At 63.1% G+C, this 17,061-nt stretch carries 15 protein-coding genes; 9 read left to right on the top strand and 6 right to left on the bottom strand.

Features of this window, described 5'->3' with window-relative positions; genetic code table 11:
* Positions 1 to 13: 13 nt before the first annotated feature.
* Positions 14 to 784 (bottom strand): isocitrate lyase/PEP mutase family protein, encoded by a 771-nt coding sequence (locus tag NKH97_RS08685; RefSeq protein ID WP_023809880.1) that lies wholly within the window; start codon positions 782 to 784, stop codon positions 14 to 16.
* Positions 785 to 1,100: 316 nt separating this feature from the next.
* Between NKH97_RS08685 and NKH97_RS08690 the strand changes: the two genes are divergently transcribed.
* Complete coding sequence (locus NKH97_RS08690) at positions 1,101 to 3,290, top strand: anthranilate synthase (RefSeq protein WP_352796151.1); 2,190 nt, start codon at positions 1,101 to 1,103, stop codon at positions 3,288 to 3,290.
* 5 nt (positions 3,291 to 3,295) lie between these two features.
* Complete coding sequence (locus NKH97_RS08695; protein WP_352796155.1) at positions 3,296 to 4,243, top strand: cation diffusion facilitator family transporter; 948 nt, start codon at positions 3,296 to 3,298, stop codon at positions 4,241 to 4,243.
* Positions 4,244 to 4,487: 244 nt separating this feature from the next.
* Here NKH97_RS08695 and NKH97_RS08700 read toward each other — a convergent pair whose 3' ends face one another.
* On the bottom strand, positions 4,488 to 5,579 hold the full coding sequence (locus NKH97_RS08700) for a hypothetical protein (protein WP_352796158.1): 1,092 nt from the start codon (positions 5,577 to 5,579) through the stop codon (positions 4,488 to 4,490).
* A 102-nt stretch (positions 5,580 to 5,681) separates the two neighbouring features.
* Here NKH97_RS08700 and NKH97_RS08705 point away from each other — a divergent pair, with 102 nt between their 5' ends.
* The 5 genes from NKH97_RS08705 (at position 5,682) to NKH97_RS08725 (ending at position 8,888) form a co-directional block, all read left to right on the top strand.
* Entirely contained in the window at positions 5,682 to 6,119 is a 438-nt protein-coding gene (locus tag NKH97_RS08705; RefSeq protein WP_023809884.1) for a DsrE family protein, read from the top strand.
* Positions 6,120 to 6,269: 150 nt separating this feature from the next.
* Entirely contained in the window at positions 6,270 to 7,049 is a 780-nt protein-coding gene (locus NKH97_RS08710) for an SDR family NAD(P)-dependent oxidoreductase (RefSeq protein WP_023809885.1), read from the top strand.
* Positions 7,050 to 7,111: 62 nt separating this feature from the next.
* Positions 7,112 to 7,420 carry a putative quinol monooxygenase gene (locus NKH97_RS08715; RefSeq protein WP_127290228.1) on the top strand — a complete coding sequence of 103 codons (309 nt, stop codon included), beginning with the start codon at positions 7,112 to 7,114 and terminating at the stop codon, positions 7,418 to 7,420.
* A 28-nt stretch (positions 7,421 to 7,448) separates the two neighbouring features.
* Positions 7,449 to 7,694, top strand: coding sequence for a type II toxin-antitoxin system Phd/YefM family antitoxin (locus tag NKH97_RS08720; RefSeq protein WP_023809887.1), 246 nt, complete (start codon positions 7,449 to 7,451; stop codon positions 7,692 to 7,694).
* A gap of 90 nt (positions 7,695 to 7,784) precedes the next feature.
* A complete protein-coding gene (locus NKH97_RS08725; protein ID WP_352553369.1) occupies positions 7,785 to 8,888 on the top strand; it encodes an AbrB family transcriptional regulator in 1,104 nt (367 codons plus the stop codon).
* 36 nt (positions 8,889 to 8,924) lie between these two features.
* Here NKH97_RS08725 and NKH97_RS08730 read toward each other — a convergent pair whose 3' ends face one another.
* Positions 8,925 to 10,004 carry an SIP domain-containing protein gene (locus NKH97_RS08730; RefSeq protein WP_352796164.1) on the bottom strand — a complete coding sequence of 360 codons (1,080 nt, stop codon included), beginning with the start codon at positions 10,002 to 10,004 and terminating at the stop codon, positions 8,925 to 8,927.
* Between the two features lie 107 nt (positions 10,005 to 10,111).
* Positions 10,112 to 10,996: a LysR family transcriptional regulator gene (locus NKH97_RS08735; RefSeq protein ID WP_352796167.1), complete on the bottom strand. Its 885-nt coding sequence runs from the start codon at positions 10,994 to 10,996 to the stop codon at positions 10,112 to 10,114.
* A 146-nt stretch (positions 10,997 to 11,142) separates the two neighbouring features.
* Here NKH97_RS08735 and NKH97_RS08740 point away from each other — a divergent pair, with 146 nt between their 5' ends.
* Entirely contained in the window at positions 11,143 to 12,678 is a 1,536-nt protein-coding gene (locus NKH97_RS08740; RefSeq protein ID WP_352796170.1) for an MFS transporter, read from the top strand.
* A gap of 23 nt (positions 12,679 to 12,701) precedes the next feature.
* Here NKH97_RS08740 and NKH97_RS08745 read toward each other — a convergent pair whose 3' ends face one another.
* Both NKH97_RS08745 and NKH97_RS08750 read right to left on the bottom strand, forming a co-directional pair.
* Positions 12,702 to 13,478, bottom strand: a complete 777-nt coding sequence (locus tag NKH97_RS08745; RefSeq protein WP_023809891.1) for an esterase family protein — start codon at positions 13,476 to 13,478, stop codon at positions 12,702 to 12,704.
* A gap of 4 nt (positions 13,479 to 13,482) precedes the next feature.
* The gene (locus tag NKH97_RS08750; RefSeq protein ID WP_023809892.1) at positions 13,483 to 14,649 is read right to left on the bottom strand and encodes an ATP-grasp domain-containing protein; all 1,167 of its coding nucleotides are present in this window, start codon (positions 14,647 to 14,649) and stop codon (positions 13,483 to 13,485) included.
* A gap of 712 nt (positions 14,650 to 15,361) precedes the next feature.
* Here NKH97_RS08750 and leuA point away from each other — a divergent pair.
* On the top strand, positions 15,362 to 17,038 hold the full coding sequence (gene leuA / locus NKH97_RS08755; protein ID WP_023809894.1) for a 2-isopropylmalate synthase: 1,677 nt from the start codon (positions 15,362 to 15,364) through the stop codon (positions 17,036 to 17,038).
* Positions 17,039 to 17,061 lie beyond the last annotated feature (23 nt).

Consider the following 17,061-nt stretch of genomic DNA (forward strand, 5'->3'; position numbering starts at 1 on the left):
GCAGCATCACCGCCTAGCCCGAAATAGCCAGCCGCGCCTTCGCCTCCAGCCATTCGGCCATCTGCCGGTAAGGCACCGGGCCGTGACTGATGCGGGCGACACCCAGTTCCGCCAGCCGCTGGCGCGGCGGCACATGCGCCAGCGCAATGATGTTGACCGGCAACGCAATTGCCTTGCAGAGTGTCTCGATCAGGCCCTCATCGCCAAGGCCCGGCGCAAAGAAGCCGTGCGCGCCAGCTTTTTCGAAGGCCTGTGCGCGCTCTATGGCCTGGTCGAGCAGGGCGTCATCATGCGCATCCGGTTTCGCCTTGAGGAAGATGTCGGTTCGAGCGTTGATGAACGCCGGTATCCCGGAAGCCTTGACGGCCGCCGCCGCGGCTTCGATGCGTTTTACCTGAACAGCGATGTCGTGCAGGCCGCTGCCACCGACAACCTGGTCTTCGAAATTGAACCCAACAGCGCCGGCCCGCAGTGCCGACGTTACCGTGCGAGCAACAATTTCCGGGTCGACGCCGTAACCACCCTCGAGGTCCATGGTCACCGGCAGGTCGACGGCAGTGACGATGCGCTTGATGTTGTCGAGCGCCAGCTCCAGCGGGATTTTCTCGCCATCGGCATAGCCGAAGGCGGCCGCCACCGGCCAGCTTCCGGTGGCGATCGCCTTGGCGCCCGCTTTCTCGACGATCTTGGCCGAACCCGGATCCCAGACGTTGTAGAGAACGATCGGGTTTCCCTTGACGTGGAGGGAATGGAACGTCCGCGCACGCTCGATCTGCTCGGTCATGATTGTTTTCTCGTCTTCCTGCTGTTGACGAACATTCTAAGCGCCATAGCCGGTTCTGGCGATGTACCATGAGGCGCAGAAGCGACAGCCACCGCAGGCTTTTCAAATCAGTTGCGCATCCGGTTTTTCGCGGCTATGGATTTCGCCATGAACATGCGTTCGATCAAGACCATTTGGTGGTGGGCCTGCTGACAGCGGCCTGTTCGAACACGTGCGCGTGAAAAGAGAGGGTGGCCGCAACGGAAAGTCCGGGCGGCCATTTGTTTTTTCCAAGCCATTCCCGGGTCCGTTGCCCAAGAAGCTGATGGAGACGGCAATGACGATGAAGGTTCTGGAAAACGGCGCGGAAAGTTTCGTGACCGCGGGTGGCATAACCATCACGCGCGCGCGCCACGACCGGCCCTATGCAGGTGCGATTGACGCCTATGTCGACGGCCTGAATTCGCGCCGCGGTGCGGTGTTTTCCTCCAATTATGAATATCCCGGCCGCTACACGCGCTGGGACACCGCCATCATCGATCCGCCGCTGGTCGTCTCGGCGCGCGGCCGTGCCATGCGCATCGAGGCGCTGAACCGCCGTGGCGAGGCGCTGCTGCCGGTCATCAGCAAGGCGCTCGCCAGCCAGGCGGATGTCACCATCGCCGAGACGTCGAAGACACTCATCCGCCTCGATGTCGCCAAGCCCGGCCGTGTCTTCACCGAGGAGGAGCGCAGCCGCGTCCCTTCAGTCTTCACCGTACTGCGCGCCATCACCGCTCTGTTCAAGACCGAGGAAGACGCCAATCTTGGTCTCTACGGCGCCTTCGGATACGACCTCGCCTTCCAGTTCGATCCGGTCGAACACACTCTCGAGCGCAAAGAGAGCCAGCGCGACCTGGTGCTTTTCCTGCCCGACGAGATCCTGGTCGTCGACCATTATTCGGCCAAGGCCTGGACTGACCGCTACGACTATGCCGGCGAGGGTTTTTCGACTGAAGGGCTGCCGCGCGACGAAATCGCCGAGCCGTTCAAGAGCCCCGACCGCATCCCGCCGCGCGGCGATCATGAACCCGGCGAATACGCCGATCTGGTGCGCAAGGCGATGGATTCGTTCAAGCGCGGCGACCTGTTCGAGGTCGTGCCCGGCCAGATGTTCTACGAGCGCTGCGAAACGCAGCCATCCGAGATTTCGCGCAAGCTGAAGGCAATCAACCCCTCGCCCTATTCCTTCTTCATCAATCTGGGCGAAGGCGAATACCTGATCGGCGCCTCGCCCGAAATGTTCGTTCGCGTCAACGGCCGCCGCGTCGAGACCTGCCCGATCTCGGGCACCATCAAGCGCGGCGACGATGCCATTTCGGACTCCGAGCAGATCCTGAAACTGCTCAACTCGAAGAAGGACGAATCCGAGCTGACCATGTGCTCGGACGTCGACCGCAACGACAAATCGCGGGTCTGCGAGCCGGGTTCGGTGCGCGTCATCGGCCGCCGGCAGATCGAAATGTATTCGCGTCTGATCCACACGGTCGACCACATCGAAGGCCGGCTGCGCGAAGGCATGGATGCTTTCGACGCCTTCCTGTCGCATGCCTGGGCGGTCACCGTGACCGGCGCGCCGAAATTGTGGGCCATGCGCTTCATCGAGCAGAACGAGAAAAGCCCGCGCGCCTGGTATGGCGGCGCGATCGGCATGGTCAATTTCAACGGCGACATGAACACCGGCCTCACCCTGCGCACCATCCGTATCAAGGACGGCATTGCCGAAGTGCGCGCCGGCGCCACATTGCTGTTCGACAGCATTCCCGAGGAAGAAGAAGCCGAAACCGAACTGAAGGCATCCGCCATGCTCTCCGCCATTCGCGACGCCAAGACAGGCAATTCCGCCAGCACCGAGCGAACCACCGCGCGCGTCGGCGACGGCGTCAACATCCTGCTGGTCGACCACGAGGATAGTTTCGTTCACACGCTGGCCAATTACTTCCGCCAGACCGGCGCCAATGTCTCGACCGTCCGCTCGCCGGTGCCGGAGGAAGTCTTCGACCGGCTGAAGCCCGACCTCGTCGTGCTGTCGCCCGGCCCCGGCACGCCGAAAGATTTCGACTGCGCCGCCACCATCAAGAAGGCGCGCGCCCGTGAACTGCCGATCTTCGGCGTTTGCCTTGGCCTGCAGGCACTGGCCGAGGCCTATGGCGGCGAACTGCGGCAGTTGCACATACCGATGCACGGTAAGCCGTCGCGCATCCGCGTCTCCAAGCCCGGCATCATCTTCTCCGGCCTGCCCAAGGAAGTCACCGTCGGCCGCTACCATTCGATCTTCGCCGATCCGGTTCGCCTGCCCGACGATTTCATCGTCACGGCCGAAACCGAGGACGGTGTCATCATGGCCTTCGAACACCGCAAGGAGCCGATCGCCGCGGTACAGTTCCACCCGGAATCGATCATGACGCTCGGCCACAATGCCGGCATGCGCATCATCGAGAACATCGTCGCCCACCTGCCGCGCAAGGCCAAGGAAAAGGCCGCCTGACGATCATGGCCGAAGCCGAGAACACGATGGCGATCGCGGCCAAGGCGGCCGCGAAGCGCAAAGTCGCCAACCTCGCCTTCTGGTCGATCGTCGTCGCCTTTGTCGTGCTCGCGCTGAAGGCCGCCGCCTGGTACGTCACCGGCTCTGTCGCGCTCTATTCGGACGCCTTGGAATCGATCGTCAACGTCATTGCCTCGGTTGCAGCCTTCTGGGCGATCCAGGTCAGCCACAAGCCGGCCGACCAGGACCACCCTTTCGGCCATCACAAGGCCGAGTATTTCTCGGCGGTGCTGGAAGGCGTGCTGATCGTGCTCGCCGCCCTTTTGATCCTCAACCAGGTCTGGCGCCACTGGCAGACCCCGGCACCGCTCCAACAGCCCTGGGAAGGTCTTGCCGTCAACGGCGTCGCTACAGTCATCAACGCCTTCTGGGCCTGGACGCTGATCCGCGCCGGCAGGGCTGAGAAATCACCGGCGCTGGTTGCCGACGGCAACCACATCATGACCGACGTGGTGACCTCGATCGGCGTCTTCGGCGGCCTGGTCGGGGCGATCCTGACCGGCTGGCAGATCCTCGACCCGGCGCTTGCTGTCCTCGTGGCCTTGAACATCCTGTGGCAGGGCTGGCATGTCATAGGCTCGTCGATGAACGGCCTGATGGACCGCGCAGTCGACACCCAGGAACACATGCGCATCCGCGACGTCATCTCGGCCAATTGCAAGGGCGCGCTGGAGGTGCACGACCTCAAGACGCGCATCGCCGGCCGCGCCACCTTCATCGAGTTTCATCTGGTCGTGGATGCCGACATGTCGGTCGGCGCCAGCCATGTCATCTGCGACCGGATAGAGGACGCGCTGAAGGCCGAAATCCCATCGGTGCGCGTCACCATCCACGTCGAGCCCGACGACGAGGCCAAGCTGCCCAAGGGCACGACGGCCGTGCCGTTTGCATGAGGCGGTTTCCGTCACGTCTTTGAAAAATTAGCCAAAGCCCCTCGACTTCGTCATCCACGGGCGGAGCAGGAGCGAAGCTCCGTCGCGGAGACCCGAGGATCCATGCCGCGACCTTGGCCTCAGAGTGCAGCGGAACAGAATTCTGCACCGCAGCAGCGCTCGGATGTCACGGCATGGATCCTATGGTCTGCGCCGCGTCGCTTCGCTCCTTGCTCCGCCATAGGATGACGAAAACGCTGGGTGCTTACGGAGCGCATGCCGATTGCGGCATCGGCTGCAGCCGATAGACCTTGTCGTCGGATTTCGTCTTGCCGTCGACGGCCTTCGAACACAGGTCGACGATCGCGAGTGCACTGTTGGGATTTGCCAGCATCATTGTGCCATCGGCGCCACGCTTGAGGAAAATCTCCTTCTGCGCGATGTCGCAGGAGAAATCGCTCATCTTCGAACTGGCCGCGCAGCGCCACTGGTCGGCTTCGCCCTGGCAGGAATAAGTCTGCGTCACCTCAGCCGATTTCTGCTGTGTGGTGACGGTAACGGCAATGTCGGCGCCGTCTGGCCAGTTGGCGGCGTCGCCACCCGAGGCGAAGGACGCCAGCTCTACCTTGCCGCGGAAAACCCGGATCGACTGGGTGAGTTGATCGGGGTGCGAACCGAGATGGGCAGCATCATAGTCGCGCCCATAGCAGAATGCCTGGTCCGGCTTCAGCCGCTCGCGCAGTGGAACCCCGAGCGCAGGGGCGATCGGATCGATGCGCGCGAACTCGGCCTTGCAGGTCACCGCCGGCATCGGGTCGAGGCGGAAATTGTCGTCCTCCGAGCCGAGCGCCTGCCTGTCATACTCCGCTGCGCCAAGCTCCTCTTCCGATCCGGCATCGAGATAGATGTCGGGCTGCAGATCCGAGAGGAACAGCCGGCCCTTGTCGTCGACCTTCAGCGACGCAAGCGTCCGGTCGCATTCCATGCCGCAATGGATCGGGCCTGTCTTGCCGTCCTCGGATGCGTGATTGCACCAGCCGCCGGCCCATTCAGGCGCCTTGGCGCCGCGCACGGTGGTGGCGATGAAAGCATTGTAGGACGTGTCGGAATTCGCGGTCGGTTCCTCGTTCGGCCGGCTGACTGGATCATGGCCGTAGTAGAAGAAGATCCGCGCCACCTTCTGCTTCGGGTGCGCCTTGAGATGCCCCGCATCATAGACGCGGCCGAAACAGGCATCAGCGCCGTTCGGACTGAGTTCGGTGAGCTTCAGCGCATCGTCGGCGGAGGCCGAGCCGGCAAGCGTGGCAATCAGCGCCGCGCCAGCAATTGTCTTCCATTCCCCTGCCCTGAACGCCACGTGATCTCTCCTCCGCATCGACAGGACGCAACGTCAATTTATGCTAGTATTGCGGCCGCAGCCACGCAATTCGCGGCGGGCCGCCAAGCGAAGGAGGATGCCATGCGTCGGCGCGACATGTTCCGCGCGGTTCTTGCCGGAACCGGAACGCTTCTCGGTTTGCGGGCAGCACAGGCAGCCGCCACCGAGCCCACAAGGCAAAAAGTCGCCTACCACTTGAGCGACACCGACAAGGTCAATTTCGTGCTCGGCAACATCAAGAACCACTATGAGGGCACCGGCGGCAATGTCGACATCGTGCTGGTCGTGCATGGTCCGGCCTTGGCCAGCTTCAAATCGAAGGGAATATCGGCCGCGATTTCCGGGCGCTTCGCCGGCCTGGTGCGGCAGGGGCTGGAATCCCATGCTTGCGCCAACACCATGCAAGGCATGGATATTTCGCTCCCCGACCTGCTCGCCGGGTTTCATGCCGCCGACAAGGGCGGCGTCGTCAAACTCGCCGAACTGCAAGGCCAAGGTTACGCCTATCTGCACCCGTAGAGCGGTTTGCTTGGCGCAAATTCCCCAAGGGAAAGCGCTACTCCTTTTCCCGGGAAACCGTTTCACACGTTTCCTTGAATTGCTCAAAGGCTTGAACACCGGGGTGGCAAGGGCCTACGAAGGACAGGCAGACGTCCCGGAGGAAGAACCGTGCCAGCCACCACACTCAGCATACCCGATCTTGCCGGCAAGGCAGTGCTGGTCACCGGTGCGTCGACCGGCATCGGAGCGGCGCTCGCGCTGGCCTATGCAGCGCAGAAATGCAAGGTGGCGCTGCACTACAATTCGAGTCAAGACGCCGCCGAGAAGCTCGGCCTGACGATTGCCGACAAGGGCGGCGAGGTGTTTCTCGTTCAGGGCGATTTCTCCGTTGCCGCCGATGTCGAGCGCGTCGTCGAGGATAGCGCGCAATATTTCGGCCGCCTCGACGGGCTGGTCAACAATGCTGGCGGCATGCTTGGCCGCATTCCCTATGCCGAGCAGACCGAGGCGCATTACGACGCTGTGATGGACCTCAACGCCCGTTCGGTACTGACTGCTTCGCGCAAGGCGATCCCGTGGCTGAAGAAACAGGGCGGCTTCATCGTCAACACCTCCTCGATCGCCGCCCGCAATGGCGCCGGCGGCGGCGCCGGGCTTTACGGCTCGGCCAAGGCCTTCGTCTCCAATGTGACGCGCGGCATGGCCAAGGAACTGATCGGCTTCGGCATCCGCGTCAACGCGGTGGCGCCCGGCACCATTCTCACCCCGTTCCACGAGCGCTATTCGACCGACGAGCAGATCAAAGGCATGGTCGCCACCATTCCGCAGGGACGCGCCGGCACGGCGCAGGATTGCGTCGGCGCCTATCTGTTCCTCTCTTCCGATCTTCTCAGCGGCTACATCACCGGCCAGGTCATCGAGGTGAATGGCGGCCAGTTGATGCCTTGAGCGGCTATCGGCATACTGGCGGTCTGCACGCTCTTGTCGAAACCTCAAAGGGAGACAACGGAATGTATGGACTGATCGGCAAGATGCGGGCGGCGCGCGGCCAGCGTGACGCGGTCATCGACCTCCTGCGCGCCAGCACCGGCGCCCTGCCGGGTTGCCTAAACTACATCATCGCCCGCGACCCCGCGGATGCCGATGCGATCTGGGTCACCGAAGTGTGGACCGACGCCGAAAGCCACAAGGCCTCGCTGCAGCTTCCCGAAGTCCAGGCGGCGATCGCCAAGGCGCGGCCGTTCATCGCCGGCTTCGAATTCCAGGTCGAAACCCACCCTGTCGGCGGCTTCGGCCTGGCCGACGGCAAGACGGGGTGAGTTCGATGCCAACTTTGAGGAGCAACCTTTGACGCAGACAGTAAACATTCGCGATGCGAAAGCCCATCTGTCGCGCCTTGTGAGACGTGCAGCCCAAGGCGAGTCGTTTGTTATTGCCAAAGCCGGCAAGCCGTTGGCCAGAATCGTGCCGATCGAACAACCGGCTCTGCAGGCGCGACGGGTCGGTTTTATGGCCGGCCAGTTTTCCGTCCCCGACGATTTCGACCGCATGGGTCGCAATGAGATCGAGCAACGGTTCGACGCCGGCTTATGAAACCTGTTACTCGACACCTGGACGGGTGAAACAATAGTTTTCTATGAACCGCGGTTCGCATTTTTCGCCCTGCGGGTCTAAGAGCGAAACATGGATTCCTCGGCCGAGCAGCCCTCCCCGGACCTGCCCACACTCGAGCGCATGGCGCGGATGCGCAAGCTCTGGCAGTGGCTTGCCCTGCTGGTTGTTTCTCTCCTGTTTGCCGGCGCGCTGGAACTCGCCACCCTGCCGGCGGCGTTGCTGATCGGGCCGATGCTGGCGGCCATCGTCGCCGGCACCAATGGCGCCACGGTGCGTGTGCCGCGCCTTCTGTTCGGCGCCGCCCAGGCGATCGTCGGCTGCCTCGTCGCCAGCTCGATCTCGGCCGACATCTTTCCAGTCTTCTACCGGGAATGGCCGCTGTTTCTCGGTGTCGTGGTGGCCACCGTCACGGCCTCCAGCCTGCTCGGTTGGCTGATCAGCCGCTGGCGCATCCTGCCCGGCACCACCGCCGTCTGGGGTTCGTCGCCGGGCGCGGCCACCGCCATGGTGCTGATGGCCGGTGCGTTCGGCGCCGACCAGCGTCTCGTCGCCTTCATGCAATATCTGCGCGTCATCTTCGTCTCGATGACGGCAGCACTCGTTGCCAAGATGTGGGTCGACACATCGGGCGTCGAAATCCCCGCCATCACCTGGTTCCCGCCGATCGACGCCCAAGCCTTCGCCGCCACCATCGGCATCGCGTTTATCGGCGGCTTGGCGGGAAAGCTGTGCCGGCTGCCTTCTCCCTACTTCCTCGGCACCTTCATCTTCGGCGGCGTCATCCATCTCGGCCTGGGCGTTGAGATGCAATTGCCGCCCTGGCTGCTGGCATTCAGTTACGCTATGGTCGGCTGGTCGATCGGGTTGAATTTCACCAGGGCGATCCTGCGCCATGCAACGCGCGCGCTGCCGCAGATCATCGCCTCGATCGTGGCGCTGATCGCCTTTTGCGGCGGCCTTGCCTTCATGATCAGCCATCTCCTGGGCATCGATCCGCTGACCGCCTATCTGGCGACCAGCCCTGGCGGCATGGACAGCATCGCCATCATCGCCGCCGCAGCGCAGAACGTCGACATCTCCTTCGTCATGGCGCTGCAGTCGGCGCGCTTCCTGATCGTGCTGCTGGTCGGCCCGAGCGTCGCGCGACTGGTGGCCAGAAGCGTCAGGCAATAGGCAAAACCGACGCCGGAGACGGTCATAAGCCGCGGATTATTCCTCGCCGCCCTCGCCCACGCTGTGCGCGTCCCGGCGCCAGTAGGCGGTGACCAGGTGCCGGTCGCGCGACAGGTTCCACTGCTTGCGCACGATCTTGCGGATCTCCCGGAAATCGCCGAATTCGCATCCGGCCCAGACATAAAGACCGTCGGCAAGCGCCATGTGGCTGCGCTCCCGCAAGGCGGCTGGCAACAGGCCGGCGGTGCCGGCCTCTCGGCCGTGCCGGTAGAGCCAGGTGATATCGATATTGTCCCCTTGCGCCAGCGCGATCACGTCATCCGGGCCATCGACCTCGATCAGTGCCTCGGCGCGGGTTGACGCCGGCAAATGCTCCAAAATCCGGCCGATGGCTGGCAGTGCGGTGTCGTCGCCGAGCAGAAGCAAGATCTGCGCCACCGGGGCGTCGCCGCCGCCGGGTCCGATCATGCCGATGACATCTCCCGCCTGTGCATTTTGCGCGAAGGTGGCGGCGGGCGTCTCCTGGCCGGGGTGCAGCACGAAATCGACATCGAGCCAGCCGCTTGCGGCATCCAGCGCCCGGATCGTGTAGACCCGCACGGCAAGAGCATCGTCGCCCGAAGGCCAGACAATCAGGCCGTCGGCGCCCATCGTCGGCCAGACCGGCTGGCGGCCAGCCGGCGGCAGCAGCAGCCGCATGTGCAGGCCGCCATGGCTAAACCGGCCGAGATCTTTGCCGGCGAAGCGCAGACGCTGCATATGCGCCGAAATCCGCGTCGACGACATCACCGTGATCTCGCGGAAGAAGACCGGCGTGCCGGCGTCAACGCCGTCGCCTTGCCAATGAATGCCCCCGGTCGTGCCGAGATGTTCGGCGACATGGCCGGCGACCGTCATCTTCATGTAGGACAGGCAGGTTTCGTCTGTCGCCGCGACCCGGATCAGCACGCTTTCATCATCAAGCGTAGCGCTCAACGAGCCGTAGTAGAGGCGGAGCTCCCACTGGTCGGCAACGCCAGTGTCAATCTCGAATTCGCTGTGCTCTGCGCGCAGCCGGTCCATCACCAACCTGATCGCCGCGTCGCTGATCCGGGTTTGCGCGCTAAGTTGGTCCATCGCTCAGTCCTTCGCAACAATTCGGCAAGCGCCGCAGCGCCACCGCCGTCAGCGACATGCCACAGCCGCTGCGGCGTTTCCACATAAACATATTTAGCGATGAACGCCTACCGCGCAGCAAGCCGCTCGGGAAGGAAGTCGACGAAGACGCGCACCTTCGGCGACAAATGGCGATTGGAGGGCCACAGCATCCGGAACTGGCCACGGCCGTCGACATGACCGTCGAGGACGGTACGCAGCCTGTCTTCGTGCAGCGCCTCGCGCACCAGGAAATCCGGCATGCAGGCTATGCCGAGGCCGGCGAGCGTGGCGCCCTTCAAGGCTTCCATGTTGTTGCAGGTCAGCATCGAGCGGATCTGCGGTTCGGCGCTTCCGGTCATGAACGGCCACTCCAGCAACCTGCCGCTGTTCAGGAAGCGGAAGTTTATGCCGAAATGCGTGGTGAGATCCGCCGGCACACTGGGGGCGCCATGACGATCCAGATAGGAGGGCGCCGCGCACAGCAGCATGCGAAAGGGGGCAACGGGTCTCGAAACAAGGCGCGAATCCGGCAGTTCGCCGCTACGGATCGCGACATCGATGCCCTCGTCGATGACGTCGACGATCCGGTCGTTGAAATCGATGTCGAGCTCTATCTCCGGATAGCGGGCCATGAACTCCGACAGCACCGGCAGCAGCAAATGATAGGTGACGATCGGAGTGGATATGCGCAGCCGCCCATGCGGCGTTTCCCGTGTCCGCGACAGCATCGCTTCGGCATCGTCGATGTCGTCGAGGATGCGGCGCACGCGCTCGTTGAACAGTCTGCCCTCTTCCGTCAGGCCAATCCGCCGCGTGCTGCGCTGCAGCAGCCGCACGCCGAGTTCCTGCTCGAGACGGGCGACACTTTTGCCGACGGCGGAAGCCGAGATGCCAAGTCCCCGCCCGGCAGCGACGAAACTGCCGAGCTCGGCGGTGCGGGCGAAGGCCAGGAGGCCGTTGAGACGATCCATCGCGTCATTCCATTCGAGCGTTTCAGTCCGATATACCAGGAGATATAACACTATTTTTCCTGAAATGCCGGCGACCTATCTTGTCATCACGACCGGCTCCGCAACCGCGCGGCTACCGGCAGATACTGCTTCAGATAGGGAAATCCATGACTTCTAGGACCACAACCGGCTCTGCCGAGAGATGGCTCGTGCTCTTGTCCGTGTGCCTTGCCGCGATGACGATGCCCTTGACCTTCACCGGTCCGGCCGTCGCTCTGTCGCGCATCGCGGCCGATCTCGGCGGCAGTCCGATCGAGCTCAACTGGGTGACCAACGCCTTCATGCTGACCTTTGGCGCCACCCTGATGGCGTCGGGCGCTCTGGCCGACAACCATGGCCGCAAGCGCCTCTTCCTCGTCGGCCTCTCCCTCTATATCCTGGCATCGCTGGGCGCGATGCTGGCGCCGGACATCATCTGGTTCGACATTTTCCGGGCCGCGCAGGGGATCGGCAGTGCGGCCGCCTTTGCTGGCGGCGCCTCGGCACTTGCCCAGGAATTCGAAGGGCCATTGCGGCTGCGCGCCTTCAGCTTTCTCGGCACCAGTTTCGGCATCGGCCTCGCCTTCGGCCCGATCGCGTCGGGCCTGCTTATCTCTGCATTCGGCTGGCGGTCGATCTTTATTCTGGTTGCAGCACTCGCGATTGCCGCCGCCATGCTCGGCCTGCGCACCATCAGGGAATCGCGAGATCCGGATGCGACTGGCCTCGACTGGGCGGGAGCCGGCACCTTCACGATCGCGCTGGCGTCGCTGACCTATGGCGTGCTCCAGGCCCCGCAGCGCGGCTGGGCCGATCCCCTTGTCGTCACCCTTCTGGCCGCTTCTGTCATCTGTTTTGTCGCCTTCGTCTTTGTCGAGCGGCGCGCACAACGGCCGATGCTTGACCTCACGCTGTTTGCCTATCCCCGCTTCGTCGGCGTCCAGTTTCTGGCTGCGGCACCCGCTTACGCCTTCGTCGTCCTGCTCGTCCTGTTGCCGATCCGCTTCATCGGCATCGAGGGCATGAGCGAGATCAAGGCCGGGCAATTGATGATCTGCCTATCAGGCCCGCTGCTGATCCTGCCGATGCTCGCCGGACAGCTGGCGCGCTGGATCGCGCCGGCCACGATCTGCGGCGTCGGCCTGCTTGTCGCTGCCGCCGGGCTTGTCTGGCTGAGCCTGACACCACCGGTCGATAGTGCGCTGGTGGCGCCGCTGATGCTGATCGGCGTCGGCATCGCCCTGCCCTGGGGATTGATGGACGGGCTTGCCGTCAGTGTCGTGCCGAGAGAGCGCGCCGGCATGGCGGTCGGCATCTTCAACACCACCCGCGTCGCCTGCGAGGGTGTGGCGCTCGCGATCGTCATGGCGACCCTTTCCGGCTTTACCGCCGCGCAGGTCGCCGCCGAGGAAACGGCATCTTCGACGGAGGCGGCGGCGGCAGCCCAGCTGCTGGTGACCGGCAATCTCGGCGAAGCAGCACAACATCTGCCCCAAGCCGGAGCCGCTGTTCTGGTCCAGGCCTACGAGACGGCGTTCGACAGGCTGCTGATCGTGCTGGCGGCAATCACCGTCATGACCGCCGTCGTCGTCTTCCTTGGCCTGCGTCGCGGATCGGCTTCAGGTGAAAGTGTCGACGTCCAGGCAGTGCCGCAGGAAGGGTAGCAGTCAGCGGACGGCCCCCGCTATCAATCGAGCCTGTGCATCAGGTCCTCATCCAGCCAGCGGCCGAAGAAATAGACCAGTTGCTTGTGCCACCACGGCCAGTCGTGGCTGACATCGCCACCCCAATAATCGACCCAGGCGGGAATGGACTTGTCGCGCAGGATTTGTTCCAACCTGCGCGTCTCGACCAGCATCCGCTCTTCCCATGCGCCCTGCCCGCAGCAGAAGATCAGCCTGAGCGCCTTCAGCCGGGTCAGCAGTTTGGGATCGACGATGCCGGGCAGATAGTCCAGCGGCGAGTTGTAGAAAATGTCGCCCTCGAGCGCTTTGCCGAAGAAGTCGCGCGCCGAATAGACGCCCGACAGCGCGATGACGCCGCTGGCAAGTTCGGGAAAGCGGAAGACGAAGTTCGACGAGTGATAGCCGCCCATCGAACAGCCCGAGAACAGCGGCTTCAGCTTGCGGCCGCCATTGGCCTGCTCGGCTGCGGACAGGAACTCCGGCAGCGCCTCCTCGCGCACATAGCGGAAATAGGCTTCGTGGCGGGCGATGCGATGGGCCGCGTCGGCATGCTTGTCGAAGAAGGATTCCGAATCGACGCCGTCGACCGTGAACAGCTGGATGCGGCCGGTGTCGATGAATTCGGCCAGTGCGCCCACCCCGCCGGAATCCTCGAACTGGTAGAACCGGCCCTGCGAGGTCGGAAACACCACCACCGGCCGGCCGGCATGGCCGTAGCGCTTGTATTCCATGTCGCGGCCGAGCTGGCTCGAGAAATTCTTGTGATAGGAGATGTCCATCGCCTCACGCCTTTTCCGCGTGGATATAGGCGACTGCCTCGCGCAACGCTGCTTCGTCCTTCGAGCGCATCTGATAGGCGTAATTTCCCATGGCGCGGCTGAAAACCTCTTCGATGGCCTGATGGTGGACGATCTTGTCGCGGTGCGCGGCCAGCACGTCCTCATGGCTGTGCAAATAGTGGAGGCGTCGCTTGCGGCTGGCATAGGCGGTGAAGTATTTGCCCTCGTAAGGGCCGCCGGCGGCATCTCTGACCACCATATCGGCCCATGCCGCATAGACGTCGACGTCGAACGTATAGTTGATCGCATCGGTCATCCAGGCGCCGGGCGGACGCATGTTGACCTCCAGCGCGATGACCCGGTCGTCCTTGGTCTCGAACAGCTCAATGTGGAAGAAGCGTTCGCGCACGTCGAACGCCTTCAGTATCTTGCGGCCGGCCTCCTCGATCGCCGGTCTAACCTTGGGAAAGCAGGTGTAGCTCATGTGGCGGTCCTTGTTGACCACCTCCATGATGCTCTGGTCATAGCGATGGCTGGCCGCCAGCACCACCTCGCCGTCGCGGTTGACCAGCCCGTCATAAGTCACCACCAGTCCCTCGATGAACTGCTCCATGACGAAGGTCACGTCCTCGGGCTTGTCCCGGAAGAACTGGTCGAGTTCCTTGGCGTTGGAGATCTTGAAGGTGTTCGATGCGCCGGAACCGCTGTCGGGCTTGACCACCACCGGATAGCCGACGCGCCGGATGAAAGTCATGGCCCCGGCACGGTCGGAGCATTTGCGCTGCGCGATGGTGTCGACGCCACTCTTGCGGAAGAAGGCGCGCATGCGGCTCTTGCGCTTCAGATTCTTCACGAAATCGAGCTTGGTGCCGTAGATGTTGAAGTCGGAGCGGATGTTGGCTTCCAGCTCCAGCCAATGTTCATTGAGCGATTCGAAACGGTCGATGCGGCCCCATTTGTGGATGAAATGCCCCATCGCCCGGAACACCGGATCGTAGTCTTCCATGTCGGCGACACGGTAATATTCCGAAAGCGCCGCCTTCAGCTTGGCGTCGAGTGCGTCATAGGGTGCGTCGCCGATGCCGAGCACCCTGGCTCCGGCCTTCTTCAAACGGTCGCAGAAATCCGCGCCGTTGGCGGGAAAATGCGGGGAGAAGAACACGAAATTCATGGACAACCCCATCGCAACCCGTCGATGCCCAAGTCTGGCGCATTTGCAGCGCCTGGGGAAGGGCATGTGCGGTGGGGACAATATCCAGCAAAATCCGGCCAGCAAAGCCAAGGCACCGAACTCGGGTTCCCTCGCGGCCTTCGGCGCGTTGGCTGACGGAGCATCAAACGAAAAACCCGCCTGTGCGGCGGGTCACTGGCGCAGATCAGCACCATGGACGAATATGTACCGTAGCTGAGGTCACCCAGTCAAGAAAAAATTCCTATCGTGGAAAGCTGCCGGCACAAAGGCTGCCAACACTGCCGAACTCGCTGTCATCAGCATTACCCGCAATGCGGCCCCACTTGCCTCCCACAAGCCGCTCCTATATGAGATCAGCCATGAACACGCGCGCCACCAACGCTTCCCGTCCGACCGGTTTTTCCGGCGAGACCGTGCGCGCGCTGGCTTCGACCCTGCTTCTTCTCGGCCTTATCGGCGATCGCCGGGTTCGCTGAAGGAGCGCCCGGCGGTCGAACCGCCGCGCAAGCGCATGCTCCTTGGCAATCACATCAAGCGAACGAAATTCTGGTAAGGCGCCGCTCGCCATCAATCCACCTGAGGGTGGATCCATGAGCCGCCGGGAGAAAAGACGATGAACGCACGAGAAGAGATCCGTTCCGATGCCGCGGTAGCCGGCAAGGATGCGGAACGAAGCATCCAGAACAAGGGCATGTCCGACGCAGCCCGCAAATATCAGCCCTATCCGACCGTCGGCCTCACCGACCGCACATGGCCCTCGAAGGTCATCGACAAGGCGCCGATCTGGTGCTCGGTCGACCTGCGCGACGGCAACCAGGCGCTGATCGATCCGATGGGCCATGAGCGCAAGGCACGCATGTTCGGCCTGCTGCTCGACATGGGCTTCAAGGAGATCGAGATCGGCTTCCCGTCGGCCTCGCAGACCGATTTCGACTTTGCCCGCTGGTGCATCGAGGAAGGCAACGTGCCCGCCGATGTCTCGCTGCAGGTGCTGGTGCAGTGCCGGCCGGAGCTGATCACCCGCACCTTCGAGGCGCTGAAGGGCGCCACCAACCCGATCGTCCATTTCTACAATTCGACCAGCGAGCTGCAGCGTCGCGTCGTCTTCGAAAAGGACGTCGGCGGCATCAAGCGGATCGCCACCGACGCCGCCAAGATGATCACCGACATGGCGGCCAAGGCCGGCGGAGGCTTTCGCTTCGAGTATTCGCCGGAGAGCTTTACCGGCACCGAACTCGAAGTGGCGCTGGAGATCTGCAACGCCGTCACCGAGATCGTCAGGCCGACGGCGGACAACAAGCTGATCGTCAACCTGCCCTCGACGGTCGAGATGTCGACACCCAACATCTATGCCGACCGCATCGAGTGGATGTGCCGCAACCTCGACAACCGGGAGAACCTGCTGGTCTCGCTGCATCCGCACAATGACCGCGGCACCGGCATCGCCACCACCGAACTCGGCCTGATGGCCGGCGCCGACCGTGTCGAAGGCACGCTGTTCGGCAATGGCGAGCGCACCGGCAATGTCGACATCGTCACGCTGGCGCTGAACATGTACACGCAAGGTGTCGATCCGTTGATCGACTGCTCCGACATCAACCGGATGAAGGACGTCTACGAATATTCGAACCAGTTGAAGATCCCCGAGCGCCACCCCTATGTCGGCGAACTCGTCTACACCGCCTTTTCCGGTTCGCACCAGGATGCCATCAACAAGGGCATGAAGGCGCTGAAGAAGGCCAATACGAGCCTGTGGGAAGTGCCCTATCTGCCGATCGATCCGGCCGATGTCGGCCGCAGCTATGAAGCCATCATCCGCATCAACTCGCAGTCCGGCAAGGGTGGCATCGCTTATGTGCTGCAGGCCGATTACGGCCTCAACTTGCCGCGCAATCTGCAGATCGAATTTAGCCAGGAAATCCAGGCGATTACCGACGCCGAGGGCAAGGAAGTGCCGGCCAGGCGTATCTACGAGCGCTTTCTCGAGACCTATGTCGATCAGCCGGCCGCGCGGCTGAAATTCCTCGATCACCACACCTATCCCAGCACCGAAATCAAGGGCCGGCGCGTCGTCGAGGCGGTCATCCTGGACAATGGCAAGGAAGTGACGATCTCCGGCACAGGCACCGGTCCGATCGACGGCTTCGTCGATGCGCTGTCGCGCCATGTCGGCGTCGAGATGTCGGTGCTCGACTATTCCGAGCACTCGATGCAGCGCGGCTCGAACGCGTCAGCCATTTCGTATGTCGAGATGGAGTATCCCCAGGGCAAGCTGTTCGGCGCCGGCATCAACACCAACATCGTCGCCGCCTCACTGGAGGCGGTGATGTCTGCCGCGAACCGTATCGTCGGTAAAAAAGCCGGCTGACGCCCGACGGGAACAAAGATCGG

Source organism: Mesorhizobium sp. M0870, from assembly GCF_040319775.1.
GTDB lineage: Bacteria > Pseudomonadota > Alphaproteobacteria > Rhizobiales > Rhizobiaceae > Mesorhizobium.